General features: G+C 55.3%; 17 protein-coding genes and 1 pseudogene. 2 read left to right on the forward strand and 16 right to left on the reverse strand.

What is annotated here, in order from left to right:
- Positions 1 to 427 precede the first annotated feature (427 nt).
- From F7D08_RS00335 to F7D08_RS00385, 11 genes are all read right to left on the reverse strand, one after another.
- Positions 428 to 1,402 carry a ribokinase gene (locus F7D08_RS00335; RefSeq protein ID WP_152208778.1) on the reverse strand — a complete coding sequence of 325 codons (975 nt, stop codon included), beginning with the start codon at positions 1,400 to 1,402 and terminating at the stop codon, positions 428 to 430.
- Between the two features lie 230 nt (positions 1,403 to 1,632).
- Positions 1,633 to 3,081 carry an MFS transporter gene (locus tag F7D08_RS00340; RefSeq protein ID WP_152208779.1) on the reverse strand — a complete coding sequence of 483 codons (1,449 nt, stop codon included), beginning with the start codon at positions 3,079 to 3,081 and terminating at the stop codon, positions 1,633 to 1,635.
- Between the two features lie 69 nt (positions 3,082 to 3,150).
- A complete protein-coding gene (locus F7D08_RS00345; protein ID WP_152208780.1) occupies positions 3,151 to 4,332 on the reverse strand; it encodes an iron-containing alcohol dehydrogenase in 1,182 nt (393 codons plus the stop codon).
- Positions 4,332 to 4,997, reverse strand: a complete 666-nt coding sequence (locus F7D08_RS00350) for an HAD family hydrolase (RefSeq protein WP_152208781.1) — start codon at positions 4,995 to 4,997, stop codon at positions 4,332 to 4,334. Before F7D08_RS00350 ends, F7D08_RS00345 begins: the two co-directional genes overlap by 1 nt.
- Positions 4,998 to 5,025: 28 nt before the next feature.
- Positions 5,026 to 6,009 carry a nucleoside hydrolase gene (locus F7D08_RS00355; protein ID WP_152208782.1) on the reverse strand — a complete coding sequence of 328 codons (984 nt, stop codon included), beginning with the start codon at positions 6,007 to 6,009 and terminating at the stop codon, positions 5,026 to 5,028.
- 5 nt (positions 6,010 to 6,014) lie between these two features.
- Positions 6,015 to 7,010: a carbohydrate kinase family protein gene (locus F7D08_RS00360; RefSeq protein WP_152208783.1), complete on the reverse strand. Its 996-nt coding sequence runs from the start codon at positions 7,008 to 7,010 to the stop codon at positions 6,015 to 6,017.
- A complete protein-coding gene (locus tag F7D08_RS00365; protein WP_152208784.1) occupies positions 7,003 to 7,704 on the reverse strand; it encodes a phosphoribosylanthranilate isomerase in 702 nt (233 codons plus the stop codon). Before F7D08_RS00365 ends, F7D08_RS00360 begins: the two co-directional genes overlap by 8 nt.
- Entirely contained in the window at positions 7,697 to 8,512 is an 816-nt protein-coding gene (locus tag F7D08_RS00370) for an energy-coupling factor ABC transporter ATP-binding protein (protein WP_152208785.1), read from the reverse strand. Before F7D08_RS00370 ends, F7D08_RS00365 begins: the two co-directional genes overlap by 8 nt.
- Positions 8,509 to 9,339, reverse strand: coding sequence for an energy-coupling factor ABC transporter ATP-binding protein (locus F7D08_RS00375; protein ID WP_152209081.1), 831 nt, complete (start codon positions 9,337 to 9,339; stop codon positions 8,509 to 8,511). The genes F7D08_RS00370 and F7D08_RS00375 overlap by 4 nt, the downstream gene beginning before the upstream one ends.
- Positions 9,339 to 10,148: an energy-coupling factor transporter transmembrane component T gene (locus F7D08_RS00380; protein ID WP_152208786.1), complete on the reverse strand. Its 810-nt coding sequence runs from the start codon at positions 10,146 to 10,148 to the stop codon at positions 9,339 to 9,341. The genes F7D08_RS00375 and F7D08_RS00380 overlap by 1 nt, the downstream gene beginning before the upstream one ends.
- Positions 10,149 to 10,151: 3 nt before the next feature.
- On the reverse strand, positions 10,152 to 10,829 hold the full coding sequence (locus F7D08_RS00385; protein ID WP_152208787.1) for an ECF transporter S component: 678 nt from the start codon (positions 10,827 to 10,829) through the stop codon (positions 10,152 to 10,154).
- A 198-nt stretch (positions 10,830 to 11,027) separates the two neighbouring features.
- Between F7D08_RS00385 and F7D08_RS00390 the strand changes: the two genes are divergently transcribed.
- On the forward strand, positions 11,028 to 12,914 hold the full coding sequence (locus F7D08_RS00390; RefSeq protein ID WP_152208788.1) for a PfkB family carbohydrate kinase: 1,887 nt from the start codon (positions 11,028 to 11,030) through the stop codon (positions 12,912 to 12,914).
- 43 nt (positions 12,915 to 12,957) lie between these two features.
- Here F7D08_RS00390 and F7D08_RS00395 read toward each other — a convergent pair.
- The 5 genes and pseudogenes from F7D08_RS00395 to F7D08_RS00415 form a co-directional block, all read right to left on the reverse strand.
- Positions 12,958 to 13,261: pseudogene (locus tag F7D08_RS00395) on the reverse strand (MFS transporter); the annotation flags it as partial.
- Positions 13,262 to 13,468: 207 nt separating this feature from the next.
- Positions 13,469 to 15,484: an ABC transporter ATP-binding protein gene (locus tag F7D08_RS00400; protein WP_152208789.1), complete on the reverse strand. Its 2,016-nt coding sequence runs from the start codon at positions 15,482 to 15,484 to the stop codon at positions 13,469 to 13,471.
- Entirely contained in the window at positions 15,481 to 17,280 is a 1,800-nt protein-coding gene (locus F7D08_RS00405; RefSeq protein ID WP_226803245.1) for an ABC transporter ATP-binding protein, read from the reverse strand. Before F7D08_RS00405 ends, F7D08_RS00400 begins: the two co-directional genes overlap by 4 nt.
- A gap of 146 nt (positions 17,281 to 17,426) precedes the next feature.
- On the reverse strand, positions 17,427 to 17,900 hold the full coding sequence (locus F7D08_RS00410; RefSeq protein WP_152208791.1) for a MarR family winged helix-turn-helix transcriptional regulator: 474 nt from the start codon (positions 17,898 to 17,900) through the stop codon (positions 17,427 to 17,429).
- 188 nt (positions 17,901 to 18,088) lie between these two features.
- Positions 18,089 to 20,341, reverse strand: coding sequence for an exo-alpha-(1->6)-L-arabinopyranosidase (locus tag F7D08_RS00415; RefSeq protein ID WP_152208792.1), 2,253 nt, complete (start codon positions 20,339 to 20,341; stop codon positions 18,089 to 18,091).
- Between the two features lie 230 nt (positions 20,342 to 20,571).
- Between F7D08_RS00415 and F7D08_RS00420 the strand changes: the two genes are divergently transcribed.
- Positions 20,572 to 21,165 carry a TetR/AcrR family transcriptional regulator gene (locus tag F7D08_RS00420; RefSeq protein ID WP_152208793.1) on the forward strand — a complete coding sequence of 198 codons (594 nt, stop codon included), beginning with the start codon at positions 20,572 to 20,574 and terminating at the stop codon, positions 21,163 to 21,165.
- The last annotated feature ends 57 nt before the right edge of the window (positions 21,166 to 21,222 follow it).

Genomic DNA, 21,222 nt, shown 5'->3' on the forward strand with positions numbered 1-21,222 from the left:
CGGGCCGATCCCGTCGGGTCTACTGGGCGATTGCCGCCGTTCTTCCGAAGACTCCCCGCTGATAACGGATCACTGCCTCACAACGGTGCATATCCTAACACGTCACGCGGTCAAGTCCACAAGAATGTTCATCTAGAGACATTCGCTCACGGCTAGCCACGAACTTACGAATAGTGCAGACATATTCGTACAAGTTATAGACGGTGCAGACATATTCGCATCAGTTATCGCCGATTTATAGCCATAACTAAACTATAATGTCCGCAACCCAATAACTCGACGGATTATGTCTGCAAAATTCGCCAGTCCAACGACGGAATATGTCCGCATTCACGTACAGTCAGTCCAATTCACTCCCGCACAGCATATAAATGGACGGGCTAGACCTGCATACGATGCATATCCGGCAATCCTTCGCGCTCATCAATCACCGAAGAACACCAAACCGTTCACGAATCTGAGCGGCCGTGCCATACGAAGCCTGCGCGCCAAGCCCAGTCGCGGCGTACGCAGAAACGTACGAAGCCAACTGTGCACTATCCGCTAGAGAATGACCGGACGCAAGCCCGGCCAAAACCGTGCCCATAAAGGCATCCCCGCAACCGGTAGTGTCGACAGCATCAACCTTTACAGGCGCAATGCGATGAATGTCATCGCCATCGATGACCACCGAACCGTCTCCACCAAGTGTGACGACCGCTTGGCCAAAGCCGAAGTTATGCATTTGCCGCGCCACTTCGGACCAGTCCAGACCGTCCCAGTTATCGTCGTCCGGTTCGGCAATGCCCAACAGCTGTGCCATTTCATGCTCATTGACCAGCAGGATGTCCGAAGCCTCGATAAGTTCAGCAGGCAGTTCGGCAACGAATGGTGAATCGTTGAGTAGCACCACCACGCCTGCTCCATGACACATACGAGCGGCAGCAGTTACGGACTCGATTGGGCTTTCAAGGCATAACCCCAACACGTTAGCCGAGGTCAGAGCATCACGCATTGATTCAATATAATCCACGCTGATGCACGCATTGGATCCCGAAGAATAAGCAATCGTATTCTCTCCGGCTTTGTCAACTGTGATGACCGTAGCTCCACTAGCACCTGGCACATGACGTATACAAGAGGTATTGACACCCGCCGAATTCAGTGAATCGACGAGAAAGCCTGCATTGTCATCGGAGCCGACCGCTCCAAACAGGCAGACGTCAGCACCAATGCGTGCAGCCGCAACGGATTGATTACCGGATTTGCCACCTGGCAATATCCGTAATGGCCCAGCGTTAACTGTTTCCCCCGGATGGGGAAGACGATCAACAGTGACCGTATAGTCCGCGTTCATCGATCCGACAACGGACACAGAGCCATGGATATGGTCAAGCAGAGTAAGCGGAGTGGTTACCGACATGAGAAATCCTTCATGTTGTTCTCAGCAAGTCGTAATTGATCGCAATCGTTCCAATCTGATTCTCGTGAATCTGATACGGTATTGCCAACCGAACCGAGGCGCGTTACAGAACAAACCGAACACATAACGAGCGGCCTACTCAGCACCGCGCCATCAGCTCCATCAAGGTAATGGCGTATCCACGTTCAGCGAGATCGTTGTCAGAACGACCGAACCCGATTTCGCGAGAATCAGGCTCTTTCGGTTTTCTCTCCTGCCAACCCGCGGTAAATCACCTTGCTGGCACAGACGAAGATAACCAAGGCACACAGCACCACACAGCCACCTACTGTGAACATGTTCGCGTAAGTGGAGGCCGAACCGGAGTCCGTGCCAGCGAGACTGCCACCGGACATCGAACCGTTTGCCATGATCTGACCAAACACCACACCACCAATGGACGAGGCAATCACCTGCACCTGATCACGGAAGCCAAGTGCACGTCCGGTCTCTTCCGGGTAAACGGTCTGGGCCACAGTATCAACAATCGGCTGATAGACGAAAGCCTGGCCAAAGTAGTACAGGCAAGGAGCCACACCAAGTGCAAGCACAGCGCCATGAGGAATCAGGAATGCAACGGCAAGTAAGCCGCAACCGGTAGCGCCAAGCCCCACAATGACAGAAATTTTGTTGCCGAGCTTCTTGATCAGTGGACCAGCGGTGAAGCCGACAATCGCTGCGAGAATGAAGCCCCAGACCAGCAGGTTGGAAACCTGCGAGGAATCCATACCATACACATTCTTGCCGATAGCGTTGGCACCGGCGGAGATGGTATAGGCATAGAAGTATCCGATGAACACAACAACCATCATCAGCGCGTATGCGGGCTTGGTGAGAATATCAGGAGTGATGAACGGATTCGCGGCTTTATTGATGTAAATGACGAAAGCTACAAGAGTGACGATACACGCAGTGCCCCAGAACCAATTCTTATCGGTAAAGAACATCGTGACCGAACCGGAGAACGCACCGATAAGCACCAAACCGACGATATCGACGCGAGCACCCTTGGCATGCTCGTTCGGCAGGTTCTTGAGCAGCACCGGAATGAAGAACACGGCAATAATACCCATGCCAAACAGCCAACGCCAATCAATCAGCGTCATGTATCCGCCAAGGAACACGCCCAGAGCCGCGCCGACACGGAAGATGGCCACGAAAATGCCATACCAAATCACTCGGTTGCGCTTCTCAATGTATTTCGAGACAAGCACCAGCACCAACGATCCGGACACCTGCCAGCCTGCGGACTGCAGCACGCGAGCTGCAACAACAATCCAGATATTGGCGGTGCCGAACAGACCCAGTACTGAACCGGCAACGAAGATGGACGTACCTAGTACCACCATCTTGCGCAGGGACACAAAATCGCCAAGCGCGCCATATACCACGCACACGATGCCCAGCACGATACCAGGCAGCGAGGTAATCAGCGGTGCAGTTCCTGCTTGACCAAGTTGCTCGCCGATATTGACATAAATCATGTTAAACGCCTGCTGCTGCAGAACGCCTATGGTGTAGATGATGAGGATGAGTGGCAAAGCCCTCTTCGCCATCTTGTTCATTGCGGCGAATTCCGGCGTACCTTCCTTGGGCACCGGAACGCCGTTCTCCCTTTCTTTGGTCGTAGCTTCAGCCATGATATTATCCTTTCTGTTTCATGGCGGGAAGAACCCGCCGCACCGGTGATACCGGCGCACATTTTGTGGTTATCGGGCGGCCATCGTGTAGATGCGACGGCAATCCTCTCGGTTCAGGCGCGCAATCGAACCAATCGCATGGTCAGAACCGTTGAAGGGGATGTTGTCAAGCATGCGTTCGATTCCGTCAATAGGCAGGCCATAGTCGGCGAAGCATACCGGCATATGCAACGCTCGAAAGAATGACTCCGTGGCCTCGATACCGCGACGAATCAGATCAAACTCATTCAAGGAATCGGCATGTAGTCCGAACACCTCTGCGGCGTATCGGGCAAATCGATGGGGATTGTACGCCGATGCCACACGCATCCACGAACCCATGATGATTGACAAGGTTGCGCCATGCGGCGTGTCATATAAAGCACTCAGTTCATTGGCAATCAGATGGGTGGACCAATCCTGTTCTCGTCCGATTCCAAGCGTGTTGTTCTGCGCGATGGTGGAGATCCACATAATCTGGGCCCTGAGATTGTAATCGTCCAATGCCGCAAGGGAACGGGGACCCACATTTACCAGAGTGCATAAGGCTCCTTCCGCCATACGGTCGATAACGCCGATTTCGTCATCAACGCTGAAATAGCGTTCACAGATATGCGAGAACATATCGACAATGCCGCAGGCAGTGGGAAACGCAGGCACTGTGGTGCTCAATGCCGGATTCATGAAAGCAAGCGCTGGCCGAAGCACTGGATTGCTCAGCGTTAGTTTCATGTGTTCCTCATCATTATTGATAACAGCTACTTGGCTTGACTCGCTGCCCGACGCCGGGCAGGTAAGCACAACTGCGACTGGCAGCGTTGCCGTAACATGTGCCGCACCAGTGAAGTAATCCCACACATCATGATCTTCGGTAGAACCCAATGCAATGGCCTTCGCCGAATCGATGACGCTACCTCCGCCAACCGCCACCACTGCATCGATGCCATACTCGCGAGCCAGATCTACACCTTTTCGGACCAATGACAATCTCGGATTCGGTTTAACACCTCCTAGCTCCGTATATTCGATACCAGACATCTGCAGACTGTGCCGAATAGATTGCAATAATCCACTGTTTTCCAGATAGTCGCCGCCATCGTGGTGAATGAGCACATGAGTGACACCAAGAGAATCAAGACGCAAACCAATCAACGTCTCAGCATCATGTCCGAACACGAATTCGGTACCGATTTTCAAGGTGAAATCACGCATTAGACCATCCTTTCCTTCAGAGCAAGTCCCAGCGATGTCACGTCATCGACGCAATAGGCAGGCGCATGTTCTTGCAGCAAACGTGCCTCGCCATCACCATAGGTGACCGCAATGCAGTCAATGCCATTGCGTCTGGCCGCTTCGATGTCTCCCCAGCGATCACCCACATATATGCAGTGGTTGGCGTCAGCTTGATATCGATGCAGTATTGTTCCAATCATTGCCGTTTTGTCCATCTGGCGTCCGGGGATTGAGTCGGGACTCGCCCATCCATCGAACAAGTCCGCCCAACCTTTAGCTCTGAGTAACCGTTCAAGGGCTTGTCTGGGCTTATCCGTAACGATAACGTTCGTGATTCGTTCCAGCCGCAATTCACTCAGCAATGCCAACACACCTGGATACAGACGGGTAGCTGCATAATCGTTCATCGTGCGATAGTGAGTTGTCACACCGTTCTTGAATTGAGCGAATGCAGCTTCTCCGGGGAATGGCTCGATGCGTCGGAATATGTCACTCATCGGTTCTCCGAGATGCGCGGCGTCATTCTTATAAGTCTCCGGGAGACTGCCACCGCACAGTTTTGCCGCATAGTCGAGCGATCGCCATACGTCACCGGCTGTGTCAGCGAGAGTTCCGTCGAAATCCCATAACACCATCCGGCGCATCGGGCACTCCTTTCATTCGTTAGTATCGTCAGCGATAATCACGCAACGTGCGGTACAGAAGATTCATGAACCCAGGGAAATCGAGCTCCAGCGCGCCTTCCGCATTCGGTTGTTCACCACGCACACTCATCGTTGGGGTACGCTCAAGGTCAACAGCCGGGTTCGAACCACGCAAATGGCGATAATCGCACACAGTCATGCCTCGAGTCAGCGCTCCATGCAACTCCACATCGATATGCATAGGCACTGCGGTAATCAGCGCAGGATTCACAATCCATGCAGCGGCGCATGCATCGTGCATGTTGGCTCCGGCGAGCGCAGCCGCGCTGGCCGAAGTACCGATGAAGAACTCCGTGAGATCGGCAGCCAGATTAGCAGCCTTAGTTCCAATCTTGCGGAATTCAACCACTTGCTCAGTTCTCAGACAGCACTGTCGAGTCAGGTTGACGCCGGCCATCTTCACATGGATTCCGGAATGGAACACGCGGTAAGCGGCTTCCGGGTCGACATAGATGTTGAATTCCGCGGCGGGCGTCCAGTTACCAAAAGTAACGGAACCTCCCATGATGCATATTTCTTTGACCCGATCGGCAATACGCGGTTCACGATTCAACGCAGAAGCAATATTGGTCAACGGTCCGGTGGCAATCAATGTCACATCATCGGTGCTCATTACGGTATCCACGATGAAGTCCACCGCGTGCTTGTTCTGCGGCGCATGCGTTGGTTCGGGTAGCACCGGCCCATCAAGTCCGGTCTCACCGTGAAATTGGGGCGCAGTGACCAGCGGCGCGACGAGCGGGCGGCTATGACCGGGATAGACCCCGATGCGGTCTGCTGCACCAAGCACCTCCAATACCTTGATGGCATTACGGGTCACGTTCTCCAACGTGCAGTTGCCGCCAATGGTCGTGATGCCCAATACATCGAGATGCTGTACTGCAAGCATAATCGCAAATGCGTCGTCATGTCCCGGATCACAATCGAGAATAACTTTTTTGGTGGTACCCATGTACATCACTCCTTGATGTTGTCCTGGTTATGAATGAAAGCGGAGGCATTATGTGCCTTCAAAAATGTCATGAGTTGTTGCTTGTCTGGCGAGCTACGCGAACCTTTGCGTTCCACCGTGTAGGCAGAAACGGCATTCGAGATTGTCAAAGCCTCGGGCAATGTCATCTGATGTAGCATCGCCATGATGAATCCGGCATTGAACACATCACCAGCACCAAGAGTGTCTTCGACCTCAACAGAAAACGCCGATGCCTTATAGCATTGTTTTCCTTGTAAGGCACGGGCACCACGTGCGCCATCGCGCACGATGACAATACGTCCATCAACAGCGAAGTCAGCGGCATTCTCTTCCCAATCAGCATGGTCGCCCATGTATGAGAATTCGTCCGGCCCGCTTCCCAATAAATAATTGACGTTCGGCATGAGACGGTCGAGGGCTTCACGCATTGCCGGGTCAAGCTTGCCATCGAGAATACGCAAATTCAGGTCGAAGGAAGTCGGCACGCCTGCAGCATGTGCCTCCTCGAACACATGGATGAGCGCTTCTCTCGCACTCGTGTCATACGCCATCACCATGCCCGAAGCATGAACCCATGATGCAGCACGAATCCGATGCATGGGAATCATAGAGACATCGAGTTCTTTGAATGACTGTTTCTCACGCGGCCAGCCCCATAAATAACGCTCACCGCGCTCATCCACGAATGCGAACACGCCAACCGTGTTCCACCGCGAATCAGACACCAGACCGGTAGGATCTACACCAGCTTCGGAGAAGTCACGTCTCACATATCGTCCGTACTGGTCATCGCCAACAGTGCCGACAAACAGCACAGGGACATCAAGACGTGATAACGCCACGGCCGTATTGGCGCAAGTACCACCACCCTGCATCTGAGGCTGTTCCCAAGTTGTTCGTGTTCTACTTTCATCGATGAACCGAGGAAAGGGCACGATGATATCAACATTGGCATCACCGACGACAACCACCTCACCCATGACGAACCGCCTTAATGAAGGCTTCTACTTTGGCGGGATCTTTACGGCGGTTGGCATCGAGCGCAATGCCGTCATAATTTGTCCAGCTGTAGGAATCCACACCGTATGGGTGAGTCAAATCAATAGCCTCTCGGACATTGTTCGCATCCAATCCGCCCGCAATGATGCATGGCACATCGGTGGCTTCAATAATGGCCTTGTCAATAGAACGATCATGAGTGAGGCCCGTAGCTCCAATATCACCGGCCTCCGGCACCTTGGTGTCGATTAGGAAGAAATCAGACACCGACTCGTATGCCCGAATGTACTCCATGACTTTTTGATCTTCCAGAGGAACATCAGCCAAAACAGGAATTGCCTGCATAATACGCAGATCAGGAAAACGCCGCTTCAATTCGGCAACTTGTTCAGGACTGATCGCTTCAATGTCACCGGACAGATGCAATACATCCGGCATGGCTTCATTAAGATTGGCACTGATTTCATCAAGATCCTCGGCAACGGTCAATCCGACTTTGACAGCTTCAGCCTGTACACTCTCGAAGATTTGCCTGGCACTGGCACAATCCAACTGTGCAGGAGTCCTTTTAATAGCGCCATAGGATACACCGATATGCTCGGCACCCAGGTCCACCACCATGCGCGCATCCTCGACGCTTCTGATTCCATATATTTGTACGATGACGTCAGCCACGAGCGTTCCTTTCTGTAGCGATGGCATTGATGAATGCGGGTACGGAAAACACTGTTTCCTTAAGCCCCGCACCTTGGCCAACCCTGGTGATGGGTGGCGGCGTAATGAACGAGCGCCGCAGTATGTCTGGCTGGGCGAATACTTCGTCAGCCGGCCCATCAAGCAGGACTGTTCCATGGCACAGCACCACGATTCTTGGGCAATTCATGGTGACAAATTTCATGTCATGCGAGATGATGACGCACAATTTCCCAGACTCACGCAGGCTGGAAATGATATGCGATAGCCGCGCAGTGCCCTTTCGATCCTGCCCGCATGTCGGTTCATCGAAAATTACTACCGAAGGATCCATCATGAGAACGGCACCGATGGCACAGAACTTCTTTTCAGTCGGCGTCAAATCAAATGGATGGGTGTCGAGCTTATGGCTCAATCCGACCAGTTCAGCAACCGTCCCAATGCGCTGTTCAATAACGTCGGAATCCATACCGATATGTTTGGGGCCAAAGCCAAACTCCTTGCGCACGCTTTCCAGAAACAATTGATCGTCGGGATTCTGGAAGATATAGCCAACGGTACGGGACCACTCAGCAGTGGTATGGCTAGTGACATCGACACCATCAATAAGTACCGAGCCACTTGTGGGCCTTAAGATACCATTAAAATGCTTTACCAATGTGGTTTTCCCTGCACCATTCTGTCCAATAATCGCTACTGGATCAGTGCCCTCGAGCGTCAGAGTTACGCCGGCCAGGGCTATATCACCTGAGGGATAGATATGTTCAAGATCTCGAAGTTCGACGGTCATCGCAATGCCTCCTTCGCCATCTCGATAGCTGGCTCTTCAGTAATTACGATGGGTCCTCCCAACGCACGGCTCAGACTCACATAATCGGGCACATCTACACCGTGCTGTTCGATCGAATCATCGGAGAACACTTCCATTGGCGTGCCAATGGAAGCGACTTCTCCTCGTTCAAGCACCATGACGGTATCCGCATATCGAGCCACACGCTCCATGTCATGATCGACCATGATGACGGTTACCCCACTCGCATTGAGCTTCTTGACGATGTCGAAAATTTCCTCACTGCCCATCGGGTCAAGCTGCGTGGTACATTCATCAAGCACCAGAATGCGCGGCTCCATAATGAAGGTGGATCCGAAAGCCACACGCTGCACCTGACCACCCGAAAGTTCCAATGGATTCTTGTCAAGAATGTGATCGATGCGCATCAGCTTGGCCACAGTTTCAACACGTTCGACCATTTTGTCTCTGGGCACACCATGATTACCCAGCCCGTAGGCAAGCTCTTCAGCAACGGTCCCCGCAGTGTACGACAGCTGGTTGAACGGATTTTGGAATACCAATCCGATGGTCTTCGATAGCTCGGCGATAGTCGAATCAGCGACATCTGACCCGTCAACCAATATTTTTCCAGCTCTCGCGCCTGAGAAATAATGAGGAATCAGTCCCACCAACGCATTACACAACGTGGATTTGCCCGCTCCGTTCGCGCCAATAATGGCAAAAAGGCTACCCTCTTCGACGCTAAAGTTCACATGTTTGACCGCCCGCCGTCTGGCGTCACGGTATTTAAAAGAAAAATCCTTGACTTCGACGATCGCACCCATCATGCACCTGCCCATGGTGTCAGGGCGGGAATCACACCAATATATATTCCCACCGATATCGCGGTGACGATGACGGCCATGATGACAAGCACCCAGTTACAAACTTTGTCGACGGTACGCCAACGAACCTCGACGTAACTGGTCTGCTTTACATCGGTAATGCCAAATCCACGGGTTTCCAATGTCATGCCTCGCTCTTGCGCATCGGTCAGCGATGACATAACCACAGGTCCCAGTAACGGTACATAAGCGGCGAGACGGGAAAATAAACCGCCGGATTCACTCAGGCCACGCGCATTCTGTGCTTCACGGATTACGGACATACGGCGTTGCATTTGCGGCACGACATTCAGAGAAGCCAAGATAAGATACCCGGCTTTCGCATTGAGCCCCGCCGAGGTCAATGCGGCTACTAATGCGCCGGTATATGTAGTTTTGCTCATAATGGTGAAGCTGCCAAGGAACACCAGAAGATCCATCACAATCTTTGCCGCATACAACACACCCTCAAGGCCGAGCTGGGCAAAACCAAAATCAGCAATAACCGTTTGGTTCTTAGGACTATAGAGTCCCTGAATAAACATCAGCATCACAGTAACGGGAATGCCAAAACCGAACATTATCTTGACAAAGTCACTAGGAATACGAGCCACGAACGATACCACGAATAAGGCAATGACCAGCACTAAGCCAAGTGTGAAATCCGGCCACACCAAAGCACACAAACCGAGCATAAGGATTGCCATAATCTTCGTCATTGGATGCAAACGACTCACTGGAGTGTTTGCATACGTTATTTTGACCGCCATGACTCACACGTCCTTATCGCCTTCATCGGGCTCACCCGGCTCATCGTCATCGAGTATGTCTTCTTCGACACCTGCACCATCTGCGGCATATTGGCTCAGGAAACGACGAGGAATTTTTCTGACGATGATGTAAGCAATCAGTACCGCGATACCTTTATCAATCAGATTGGTGACAATCGCTGACGAGAACACCGATGCTGCGATGTCCCGCAGCGCAACAACCAAGGTAGCGGTCAACAGCGAGGTGCCCGTTACCCCAGTGGCACCACCATAAACAAATACGGTGATAAGTGACGCGGATACGGCATTGACCAATGTACAGGCCAACCAAATCAGTACTACGCCCCACAATTTACGGAACAATCCGGCCTTGACCATATATCCGACCGCCAAGCCACATAGAATCGATACCACGGCATAAGGCAAGTACACCGGATTGGCCACCAACGCCAAGAAAACATTGGTCAGCAGTCCTGTCAGAGCCGCAACCCATGGTCCTGATAGACAAGCCACAATGATTGTGCCGATCATATCGAGGAATAACGGCAGCTTTAACGCCGAGCACAGTGTTCCGCCAATGAGATTGATACCCGCTGCAATCGGTATCAGCACCAGCGATTTGGTTGAGAACTGAGCCCGTATGCCCTCCCAAAATGACATCTTTTTCGCTTTGTTCGCCATGACGACACCACCCTTACCGCTTATGGTCGCATTGCAGCGCGCCCATCGCGCTCACAGTCCCCCGTCGGACTTAGGAAAATCATTTCTTAAAATGTTTTCCTTATGTTAGGATAACGCTGCAGCACTGCATTGTCAAACGCCCGCCACGCAGGACAGAACCGGTAAACTGTAGGAAAAGCACATAGCCGGGGGCATACCATGAACATCAAGGATATCGCACGAATTGCGGGGGTCTCCCCCTCCACCGTGTCGAAGATTATCAATGGCAAAGACTCGACCATCAGTCAAGAAACCCGCGAAAAAGTGCTAAAGGTAGCCAAGGAATACCATTACACCCCTTATGGCTCATCAGCACAGCGCGGCACCCGAACATACACGTTGGCAGTGCTGCTCAGGACTACCGCATCCATCGATAGCACGCTCGATGGCATCATTCAGACCGCACAGGCCTCCGGATACAGCACACTCGTGTTCAACGGATATTCCGACAATGAACAGGAATTAAAAAACATGACAGCCGTGCTGAACCACCAGGTCGACGGCGTCATCTGGCAACCCGTCAACGACGACAGCCGAACCCTCATCCCCCATCCACAAGACAACAATATCCCCACACTCGTCATAGGGCCTTACGGAGGCGACAAAACACTTCTACTGCCCTATAAGGAAGCGGCCTATCGACTAACCGAAGAAATCATCGAGCGTGGGCATCAATCCATAGCTTGCCTGATGACACAGGGACGTAGAACCAAGGATTTCCTAAAAGGTTTTCGCGCCTGCCTGTTTGACCATCATATGGCATTCAGTGACGATATGATCCACTACGAGTTCGATGATTCGCTGATTGCCGGCATCGGCGATCGCTCCATCACCGGAATCGTATCCTCGCATTACCGCATGGCACTTGAATTCAGTCAGCTCATGGCTTCTTTGCATTACCTGATACCGGATGATGTGTCATTGGTATCCATCAAAAACGACACCAGCGAGGCGCTAGTATATCCCGGCGGTCCACAAATCTCGACCTACACCATGCGCAATGCAGATTTCGGAGCCTATCTGTGCTCAAAGCTCATCAACATCGTGGAAAAGCGCAATGAGGAACCACACTCCTTCGTGCAGAACTTCCACCTCGACAACACACTGACCTTGGATTCCCCCTCAACTTCACGAGCCAAGAAAATCACCGTGGTAGGTAGCCTAAATACCGACACCTATATCTCCGTTCCCACATTGCCACAAGGAGGAACGACTGTCATCACCAAGACGGCAACACGCTACCCTGGCGGCAAAGGCATTAATCAGGCCGTGGGAGCCGCGAAACTTGGTCACCGCGTTTCGTTAATCGGCAACGTCGGCACTGACGGAGAATCCGATTACATTTTTAAGGAGATGGCCCAATGGGGCGTGGATACCACAGGAGTCAAACGGCAACCTGGCAACGATACCGGCAAGGCTTACATCTTTGTAGACCCCAACGGTGAATCCATGATATCCGTACTATCCGGGGCAAATGCCACCCTCAGCCCCGAAGACATCCGGGAAAGAGAAGACCAGTTCGATAACACTGGGTATTGCCTTATACAATCCGAGGTGCCGCTCGATGCGGTCAATGAGGCCTGTCGTATAGCACATGAACATCATGCCCGCACCATTCTTAAGCCCACAACCTGCAACCACTTACCTGACAGTCTTCTCAAGCAAATAGACATTCTTGTGCCCAACATCAATGAACTCAATGCCCTGCAACCAGGAAATGACTCGATGGAGGAAAAATCCAGAAAGCTAATCGAGCGCGGTACCGGCAATGTTATTGTGACACTTGCAGAACGCGGATGCTATCTGCAGACCAGCACCAGCGAACGCCGATTTGCCGCCGCGGGCTTTGCCCCCGTTGACAACACCGGCGCCGGCGATGCTTTTATCAGCGCATTGGCATCATATCTTCTCTATGGTTATCCATTAGAGCAGGCGATTGAAATCGCCACCTATGCAGCCGGATATTCCATCACGCGCGAGGGGGTAATTCCCTCTCTCATTGACCGTTTTTCCTTAGATACCCACATTCGCCAAATCGGGAGGTGACAACTGGATGGCAGACTGACCCCAGCCTGCCATCCAGTTTCATTCAGTTCCGAGAGCCATCCACTTCATCCACACCAAGCGTCTCCTCCAGCTCGGCCACAATCTTCTCATGCATGTTCTCGTCGATTTTCACGGTGAACATGAACACCAACAGACTCAGCATGATGAACGCGAGCGGAAATATAGAACGCGAAGGTCTCGAACGTGCGTACGTTGGCGGCAGTTATGTCAGCGGCGGTGGCGGAACTGACCATGCCGGCGGCCACAACCACAAATCCGACGATGCCGTTGGACAGCGCGCCGGCAATCTTGTCAAGCATCGGGCGCACGGAATGCGTTGGCCCCTCTCCGAGGGGAGCTGTCGAACGAAGTAAGACTGGGGGGAGCCTCCGGTATAACCCGCAAACTCCCCTCAGTCAGCTTCGCTGCCAGCGTCCTGCAATTAGGGACAACCTACACTGTCTTAATTTGGCTCACCGTCGTTCGCCTTCGCCTAAAAACATCTCCGGTGTTTTCTTCACGGCTCAGTCCATCAAAGAGGGGAACCAGAAAACTTACTCCAGTTCCACGGCCCCGGTGTAGAGCTGGTAGTACTCGCCCTTCTGCGCAATCAACTCGTCATGCGAACCACGTTCGATAATGTTGCCATGGTCGAGCACCATGATCACGTCGGAATTGCGCACAGTGGAGAGTCGGTGGGCGATCACGAAGACCGTGCGGCCCTTCATCAACGCATCCATACCGGCCTGCACCACTTCCTCGGTACGGGTATCGATCGAGGAGGTGGCCTCGTCGAGAATCAGCGCCGGGGAATCGGCCACCGCAGCGCGGGCGATGGAAATCAGCTGGCGCTGGCCTTGGGACAGGCCGGAGCCGTCGCCTTCGAGCACGGTCTGGTAACCCTGCGGCAGCATGCGGATGAAGCCGTCCGCGTTCACCAGCTTGGCTGCCTCGATGCATTCCTCATCGGTGGCGTCCAGGCGCCCGTAACGGATGTTGTCCATCACGGTGCCGGTGAACAGGTTCACGTCCTGCAGCACGATGCCCAGCGAGCGGCGCAGATCGGGCTTACGAATATTCTTCACATCGATGCCGTCGTACAGGATCTGACCTTCCTGAATGTCGTAGAAACGATTGATCAGGTTGGTCACCGTAGTCTTGCCGGCACCGGTGGCACCGACGAGCGCCATCTTCTGGCCCGGCTTGGCGAACCAGGTGATGTCATGCAGCACCGGCTTATCCGGGTTGTAGCCGAAGGTCACGTTGGTGAAGCGCACGTCGCCCTGCAGCAGCGTCAGGCGGCCGTCGGGCGAAGTAATCGCCTGTTCCTTGGCCTTCAATGCCACTTCGCGGGCGGCGCCGTGCAGCTTCTCCGCGGCCTTTAGCGATCTCGTGCCGTCGTCGCCTTCCTCGCGCTTCCATGCCCAGTGGCCGGTCTCATGGTCGATTTCCTTCATCGTGCGACCGTCTTCGCCCAGCTCCACGTTGACCAAGGTCACCGTGCCGTTGTCGGATTCGATGGGTTCGTCCATCAGCGCGAAGATGCGGGAGGCGCCGGCGAGCGCCATCATCACCATGTTGAGCTGCATGGACACCTGGCCGAGCGGATTGATGAACGAGCGGGAGAGGGTCAGCAGTGAGATCAGCGTGCCGAGGGTCAGCGGGCCGAACCCGTTCAATCCCACGTTGCCTACGCCGGCAAGCGCCATGGCACCGCCCACGATGGCGAGCAGGATGTAGAGGATGTAACCCATGTTGCCCACCACCGGCATGGTGACGTTGCCCCAGGTGTTGGCCTCGGCTGCGGCTTCGAACAGTTCCTCGTTCTTCTCGTCGAAGGTCTTCTGGGTGGCTTCCTCGTGGTTGAAGACCTTGATGACCTTCTGACCGTTCACGGATTCCTCGACGAACGCGTTCACGTCGCCCAGCCAGTGCTGCTGCTTGACGAAGAAGCGGCCCGCGCGGCCCACAATCGCCTTGACGATGAAGAACAGCATCACGGTGAACAGCAGTACGAACACGGTGATCGGAATGGAGAGCCAGAGCATCGAGATCACGGCCGCGATGGCGGAGATGCCGGCGGCGAACATCTGCGGGAAGGACTGGGAAATGGCCTGACGCAGTGTGTCCGTGTCGTTGGTGTAACGGCTCATGATGTCACCGTGCTCGTTGGTGTCGAAGTAGCGAATTGGCAGATGCTGCTGGTGGGCGAACATGTCGTCGCGAATCTTCTTCAGCGTGCCCTGTTCGACGGTGACGATCAGCCACTGCCAGAGCCAGCTGGCCACGATACCGGCCACATACAGGCATCCCATCAGAGTGATCGCCCGCAGCAACGGGTTCCAGTCCGGGTTCTTGGCACCGACCATCGGCAGGATGTAGGTGTCGATCAGCGACTGGAGGAACAGCGCGGAGCCGGCCTGGGCGGCGGCACCGACGAGGATGCACACCACGATGGCCACCACGCGCCACTTGTATTGCATGATGTAGCCGAAAATGCGCTTGGTGGTACCGGGAGCCGGCTTGCCCATGGCGGGCTTGCGGTTCTTGAAGCTCTGCTTATCGCTCATCGTGACTCTCCTTCCTCAGCTGCGTTCTTCATGCGTTCGGCTTCTTCGGCAGCGGCCTGTTCGATCTCGGCCTGGCCTGCAGCGGTGTTCTTGGTTTGGGATTCGTAGATGGAGCGGTATTCGTCGCAGGTCTCGAGCAGCTCGCTATGCGTGCCGCGTGCCATGATGCGACCTTCGTCCATGACCAGAATCATGTCGGATTCCTGAACGGAAGCCACTCGCTGGGCGATGATGATCTTGGTGGTGTCCGGGATCTCATGATGGAAGGCTTCACGAATCAGCTTGTCGGTCTTGGTATCGACCGCGGATGTGGAGTCATCCAGGATCAGGATCTTCGGCTTCTTCAGCAATGCGCGGGCGATGCATAGACGCTGACGCTGACCGCCGGAGACGTTGGTGCCGCCCTGCTCGATGTAGGTGTCGTACTTATCCGGGAATTCCTGGATGAATCCGTCGGCCTGGGCAAGCTGGCATGCGTGGCGGATCTCCTCATCGGTGGCGTCGGGGTTGCCCCAACGCAGGTTGTCGGCGATGGTGCCGGAGAACAGCACGTTCTTCTGCAGCACCATGGCCACCTGGTCACGCAGGACTTCGAGATCGTAGTCGCGCACATCGCGGCCACCGACCTTGAGCGAGCCGGCCGAGACATCGTAGAGACGAGGAACCAGCTGCACCAGCGAGGACTTGGCGGAACCAGTGCCGCCGACGATGCCCACGGTCGCGCCGGAGGGGATCATCAGGTTGATATCATCCAGCACCGGCTTTTCGGAGCTGTCGGAGTAGCGGAAGGTGACATCATCGAATTCGATGGAGCCATCGGCCACGGTCTTGACCGGGTTCTCGGGGTCGACCACCGTGCTCTGTTCCTGCAATACCTGACAGATTCGTTCAGCGGAAGCCTGGGAGATGATGAACATGACGAAGATCATCGACAGCATCATCATGGCCATCAGGATCTGCATGGCGTAGGTCACCAGTGCCGTGAGGTCACCGGTGGTCAGGCCCAGTGCGGCGTTGTTGCCGGAGGCCACGATCTGCTGGGCTCCCATCCAGGAGATCAGGATCATCGAGGCGTAGATGCAGAACATCATAATCGGGCTGTTGAAGCTCATGATGCGTTCGGCGAGCGTGAAGTCCTTGAAGATGCGCTTGGAGATGCGATCGAACTTGTGGATTTCGAAGGATTCACGGTTGTAGGACTTCACCACGCGGATGCCCTGCAGGTTCTCGTCGACGACATTGTTCAACGCATCATAGGTGTGGAACACGCGCTCGAACACCGGATGCACCAGCACTGCGAGCCCGCACAGGCCGATGGCCAGGATCGGGATGCAGGCAAGGAACACCATGGAGATCGACGGGCTGATGCGGAAGGAGAAGATCCACGCCACGACCACCATGATCGGGGCGCGCACGCCCATACGCACCATCATGCCGTAGGCCATCTGCAGGTTGGTCACATCAGTGGTGAGCCTGGTGATGATGGAACCGGTGGAGAAGCGATCGATGTTGGTGAAGCTGAATCGCTGCACCTGTTCGAACTGGTCGCGGCGCAGATTCTTGGCGAAACCGGCCGCGGCGATGGCGGCATACTTTCCGGCCAGGAAGCCACAGGCCAAGGAGACCAGGGAGCAGACCAGCAGAATCAGACCAAACTTGACGATGGCGGGCATGCTGCCGCCGGTAATGCCCTGATCGATCAGGGTGGCCATCACCGTAGGGATGACGATTTCCAGAATGGCCTCGATGAACACGAACAGCGGAGCCAACAGGCTTTCCTTGGTGTATTCGCGCATCGATCCGGCCAACGTGCGAATGATGTGCTTCGGGCGTTCAGGCTCGACGGCCTTGCGCGAGCGTTCAATGGCCGCTTCGGTGGCGGATGCGCTGTCTTCCGCGGTCACAGTGCCGGCTGCGGCGTTGCGCTTGGTTGCGGTATCGCTCATTTGCTCTCCTCCTTCATATCGTGTTCGTATGCTCGTTGTGCGGCATCGATATTGGCTCGCATACGTCTGACGCATTCACGCAAAGCCACTTGCTCCTCTTCGGACAGCCCTTCGACCAGCAGCCGTTCCACACGCTCACCATTGGCTTTGAGGTCGGCCACGATGGCGTCGGCCTTGTCGGTGAGCACGATGCGTTTGAGTCTGGCATCATGAGCCACCGGCTCCCGCACGATCAGCCCTTTCTTTTCCATCAGCGTCAATACGCGGGACGCCGTGGAACGGGTGATGCAGAATTTCTGTTCGATGGTGTGCTGGTATATATCCCGGCCGCGATTGCGGGCCAGAAAAATGATGATGTGGGCGTTGCCGCCAGTGGCCATGCGCGCGGATTCCGGCATGCTTTCACCGAGATACCGGTCCACGGCTTTGGTCAGCGACCGCATTTCGATGCTGAGGGCATGATGGTCCATGATGCTCCCCCCATTCGATTGCTTGCAGTGTTGTCGATACACAAAGTTGCACGCGCAACTGTTGTAAATGCAACAAAATAGTGTAATTGATGCCACATACAACAGTTGCACATGCAACAATCAGCGTGTTGCGCAACGGATGCATAAAAAGGCTCCCCTCAAGGAGGGGAGCCCAATCGCGCATTCCTTTACTTGGTCAGCTCGGCGTAACCATCGAGCAGGAACTTGGTGACATCCTTGCCGGCTTCACCCATCAGCGTGGGCAGCGAGTTGATCGGCATGGAGTTCAGGAACATGCGCATCATGGCGTTATCAGTGAGCTTCGGCAGCTTACCGGCCTCGCCTGCGGCGGTCAGGTCCTCGACCACCTTGGAGCCGACTGGATCAGTGGACCATTCGCCGAAGGTGGACCATTCGGTCAGCGGCTGGGTCTTGCCGTCACCGTCGAGTTCCACACTTGCCGCGGCGGCGATATCGCGGGAGCTCACGCCGACTTCGATGGCGTACTCGCCGGTCTCCACATGCCAGTCGTTGAACTTTTCGGACCAGTAGGCGAAGGCGCGTTCATCGAGATCGATGGTCACGGTCTTGGATTCGCCGGCCTTCAGGAACACCTTGGCGAAGCCCTTGAGCTCGTGCACCGGCCGGGCCACGTCCGCCTTGCCCGGCGCCACGTAGACCTGCACGGTTTCGGCGGCGTCCACATCGGAGGTGTTGGTCACGGTGGCGGTCACCTGAGCGGTGTTGGCCCCGGTCTTGGCGGCGGCGACATCGGAGATCTCGAAGGTGGCGTAGCTCAGGCCGTAGCCGAACGGGTAATCGACGGCCTTGTTGTAGGTGTCGTAGTAGCGGTAGCCCACGAATACGCCTTCGCCGTAATCCACGTGGCCTTCCTCACCGGGCCAGTTGAGCATGCTCGGGTCGTCGTTGATGTCCAGCGGAATGGACTGGGCGAGCTTGCCGGAGGGGCTCACTTTGCCGAAGATCACGTCGGCGAGCGCCGGGCCGCCGGCCTGGCCGAGTAGCCAGGATTCCAGAATGCCCTTGGCGTACTTGGCCCACGGGTGCACGGATACCACGGAACCATTGGAGAGCACCACGGCCACATTCGGGTTCACTTCGGCGATCTTACGAAGCAGTTCGATCTGCTTGGCAGGCATGTCGAGGTTGTCGCGGTCGAAGCCTTCGGATTCCGCGGCTTCCGGCAATCCCAGGAACATCAGCACCTTGCTGGCCGTCTTTGCGGTTTCGACGGCTTCGGATTCCAGTGCCGGGTCGGCAGGTTCGAGATCCAGCGTGAAGCCGGGGGCGAAGCCGGCTTCGATGCCACGCTCGGCGAGCGTGTCGAGGAAGCTGGTCATCTTGGTGGGGGTGATGTGCGAGGAGCCGCCGCCCTGGTAGCGTGGAGTGCGCGCGAATTCGCCGATGACGGCGATCTTCTCGCCAGCGTTCGGGTCAAGCGGCAGGATGGCGTCCTCGTTCTTGAGCAGCACCATGGATTCCACGGCGGCCTGATGAGCCACTTCATCATGCGCATCCACGTCGAAACGGTAGCCGTCGATGCTCATGGCGGCGCGGGCCTTGTTGGTAAGGTCGATCATGCCCTGGGCCATGCGGTCGAGCTGGGCCGGGGCGATGCGGCCGTCGCGGGCGGCGTACACCACCTGATCGTCGGTGTAGCTCGGTGGCATTTCAAGGTTCAGACCGGCGTTCAGGGAGGCCACGCGGTCATGGTCGGCACCCCAGTCGGACATGACGATGCCCTTGAAGCCCCATTCGTCGCGCAGCACGTCGGTCAGCAGCCAGTGGTTCTGGGCGGAGTGCACGCCGTTGATGCGGTTGTAGGAGCACATGATGGTCCATGGCTGGGCGGTTTTCACGATGTGCTCAAAGGCCGGGAAGTAGATCTCCCGCAGAGCGCGCTGGCTGATGCGGGCGTCTACACGCAGACGATCGGTTTCCTGATTGTTGGCGGCGAAGTGCTTCAGGGATGTGCCCACGCCCTTGGACTGCACGCCGGCGACGATGCCAACAGCTTCATGGCCTGCCAGATATGGGTCTTCAGACCAGTATTCGAAGCAGCGGCCACCGAGCGGATTGCGCTTGATGTTGACGCCGGGGCCCAGGATCACGGCCACCTTCTCCTGGATGCACTCCTCGGCCATGGCTTCGCCGACCTTGTGGATGAGTTCAGGGTTCCATGAGCTGGACAGGCCGGCTGCTGGCGGGAAGCAGGTGGCCGGCACGGAGTCGTCGAGATCGGTCTCGCCGGTGCTGGAGGCCAGGGATTTGCGCAAGCCGTGGGGTCCGTCGGTGATCATGTAGCCGGGAATACCCTTGGATTCAACGCCCTGCAGATGCCAGGCGTCGCCACCCGAGGTGAGGGATGCCTTCTCTTCGAGGGTCAGATCCTTGACGGAAGGGTATGTCTGCTCGCTCATGGGAACCTCTTTCTTTGAGTTTTCGCGTATCAGTCAGTAGTACGTGCGGTACGGCGTCGAGCGTCACTGCGATGCCCGGCAGTCCGATGGCATTCATCTATGAATTCCAAGTCGTGAATCCCGGGCCGTTTTCTCTCGACCAACCGGTTGGTAGGTAGATTACCAAATTCAGAATCACAACACGCCAGAATCATTTGAAAACACTACTAACCGACCGTAAGGTTACCTGCATGAGCAGCAACTCCCCCACCAATTCCGCAGACGATCGCCGCAACGCCATCATCGAAGCCACCGTCGAATCATTCGGCAAACTTGGCTACTACGGCACATCACTGCAGCGCATCGCCACTGAGGTGGGGCTCACCAAAGCCGGCGTGCTGCATTACGTGGGCAGCAAAGAGGGACTGCTGAATCTGGTGCTCGGCGAAGTGTATGACAAGGAAACCATCGAACTTATGGCAGGCATGGTGGCCGAAGCACGCCCTTTGATACCCGACATGCTGCGCCGTGTGGTTGCCGTCAATGCAAAACGCCCCTCGTTGGTGCACATGTTCTCCACGCTGAGCGCCGAGGCATTGGACCCCAGCCACCCCGCACACGCCTACTTCGCCGAACGCGAGCGACAGACCGTGTCCAATGCGCAGAACATCAATTGGATCATGCCGGACAACGTGAACGTCGAGCATATCCTGCAGGCGAGCCTCGCCATGATGGACGGCATTCAGCTGCGCTGGTTGCGCTCCCCCGGGCAGGATCTCAATGCGATGTGGGCCGATTGCGAGGACGTCTTATTCCCACTGCCCCAATGGGATAGGTACCGATAAACCATAGAAAGCCATAGAGTCGCCAGACATGGCAAATCAATAATCGGCGAGTCGATA

Source organism: Bifidobacterium cebidarum (assembly GCF_009193305.1).
Taxonomy (GTDB): Bacteria; Actinomycetota; Actinomycetes; order Actinomycetales; family Bifidobacteriaceae; genus Bifidobacterium; species Bifidobacterium cebidarum.

Excerpts from the sequence above, each read along its gene's own strand:
- F7D08_RS00350 (WP_152208781.1), bottom strand. The coding sequence starts at position 4,997 with ATGCGCCGGATGGTGTTATGGGATTTCGACGGAACTCTCGCTGACACA.
- F7D08_RS00385 (WP_152208787.1), bottom strand. The coding sequence starts at position 10,829 with ATGGCGAACAAAGCGAAAAAGATGTCATTTTGGGAGGGCATACGGGCT.
- F7D08_RS00405 (WP_226803245.1), bottom strand. The coding sequence starts at position 17,280 with ATGCGCGAATACACCAAGGAAAGCCTGTTGGCTCCGCTGTTCGTGTTC.
- F7D08_RS00335 (WP_152208778.1), bottom strand. The coding sequence starts at position 1,402 with ATGTCGGTAACCACTCCGCTTACTCTGCTTGACCATATCCATGGCTCT.
- F7D08_RS00370 (WP_152208785.1), bottom strand. The coding sequence starts at position 8,512 with ATGACCGTCGAACTTCGAGATCTTGAACATATCTATCCCTCAGGTGAT.
- F7D08_RS00360 (WP_152208783.1), bottom strand. The coding sequence starts at position 7,010 with ATGGGTGAGGTGGTTGTCGTCGGTGATGCCAATGTTGATATCATCGTG.
- F7D08_RS00375 (WP_152209081.1), bottom strand. The coding sequence starts at position 9,339 with ATGGGTGCGATCGTCGAAGTCAAGGATTTTTCTTTTAAATACCGTGAC.
- F7D08_RS00355 (WP_152208782.1), bottom strand. The coding sequence starts at position 6,009 with ATGGGTACCACCAAAAAAGTTATTCTCGATTGTGATCCGGGACATGAC.
- F7D08_RS00380 (WP_152208786.1), bottom strand. The coding sequence starts at position 10,148 with ATGGCGGTCAAAATAACGTATGCAAACACTCCAGTGAGTCGTTTGCAT.
- F7D08_RS00410 (WP_152208791.1), bottom strand. The coding sequence starts at position 17,900 with ATGGACCATCATGCCCTCAGCATCGAAATGCGGTCGCTGACCAAAGCC.
- F7D08_RS00390 (WP_152208788.1), top strand. The coding sequence starts at position 11,028 with ATGAACATCAAGGATATCGCACGAATTGCGGGGGTCTCCCCCTCCACC.
- F7D08_RS00340 (WP_152208779.1), bottom strand. The coding sequence starts at position 3,081 with ATGGCTGAAGCTACGACCAAAGAAAGGGAGAACGGCGTTCCGGTGCCC.
- F7D08_RS00400 (WP_152208789.1), bottom strand. The coding sequence starts at position 15,484 with ATGAGCGATAAGCAGAGCTTCAAGAACCGCAAGCCCGCCATGGGCAAG.
- F7D08_RS00415 (WP_152208792.1), bottom strand. The coding sequence starts at position 20,341 with ATGAGCGAGCAGACATACCCTTCCGTCAAGGATCTGACCCTCGAAGAG.
- F7D08_RS00420 (WP_152208793.1), top strand. The coding sequence starts at position 20,572 with ATGAGCAGCAACTCCCCCACCAATTCCGCAGACGATCGCCGCAACGCC.
- F7D08_RS00345 (WP_152208780.1), bottom strand. The coding sequence starts at position 4,332 with ATGCGTGATTTCACCTTGAAAATCGGTACCGAATTCGTGTTCGGACAT.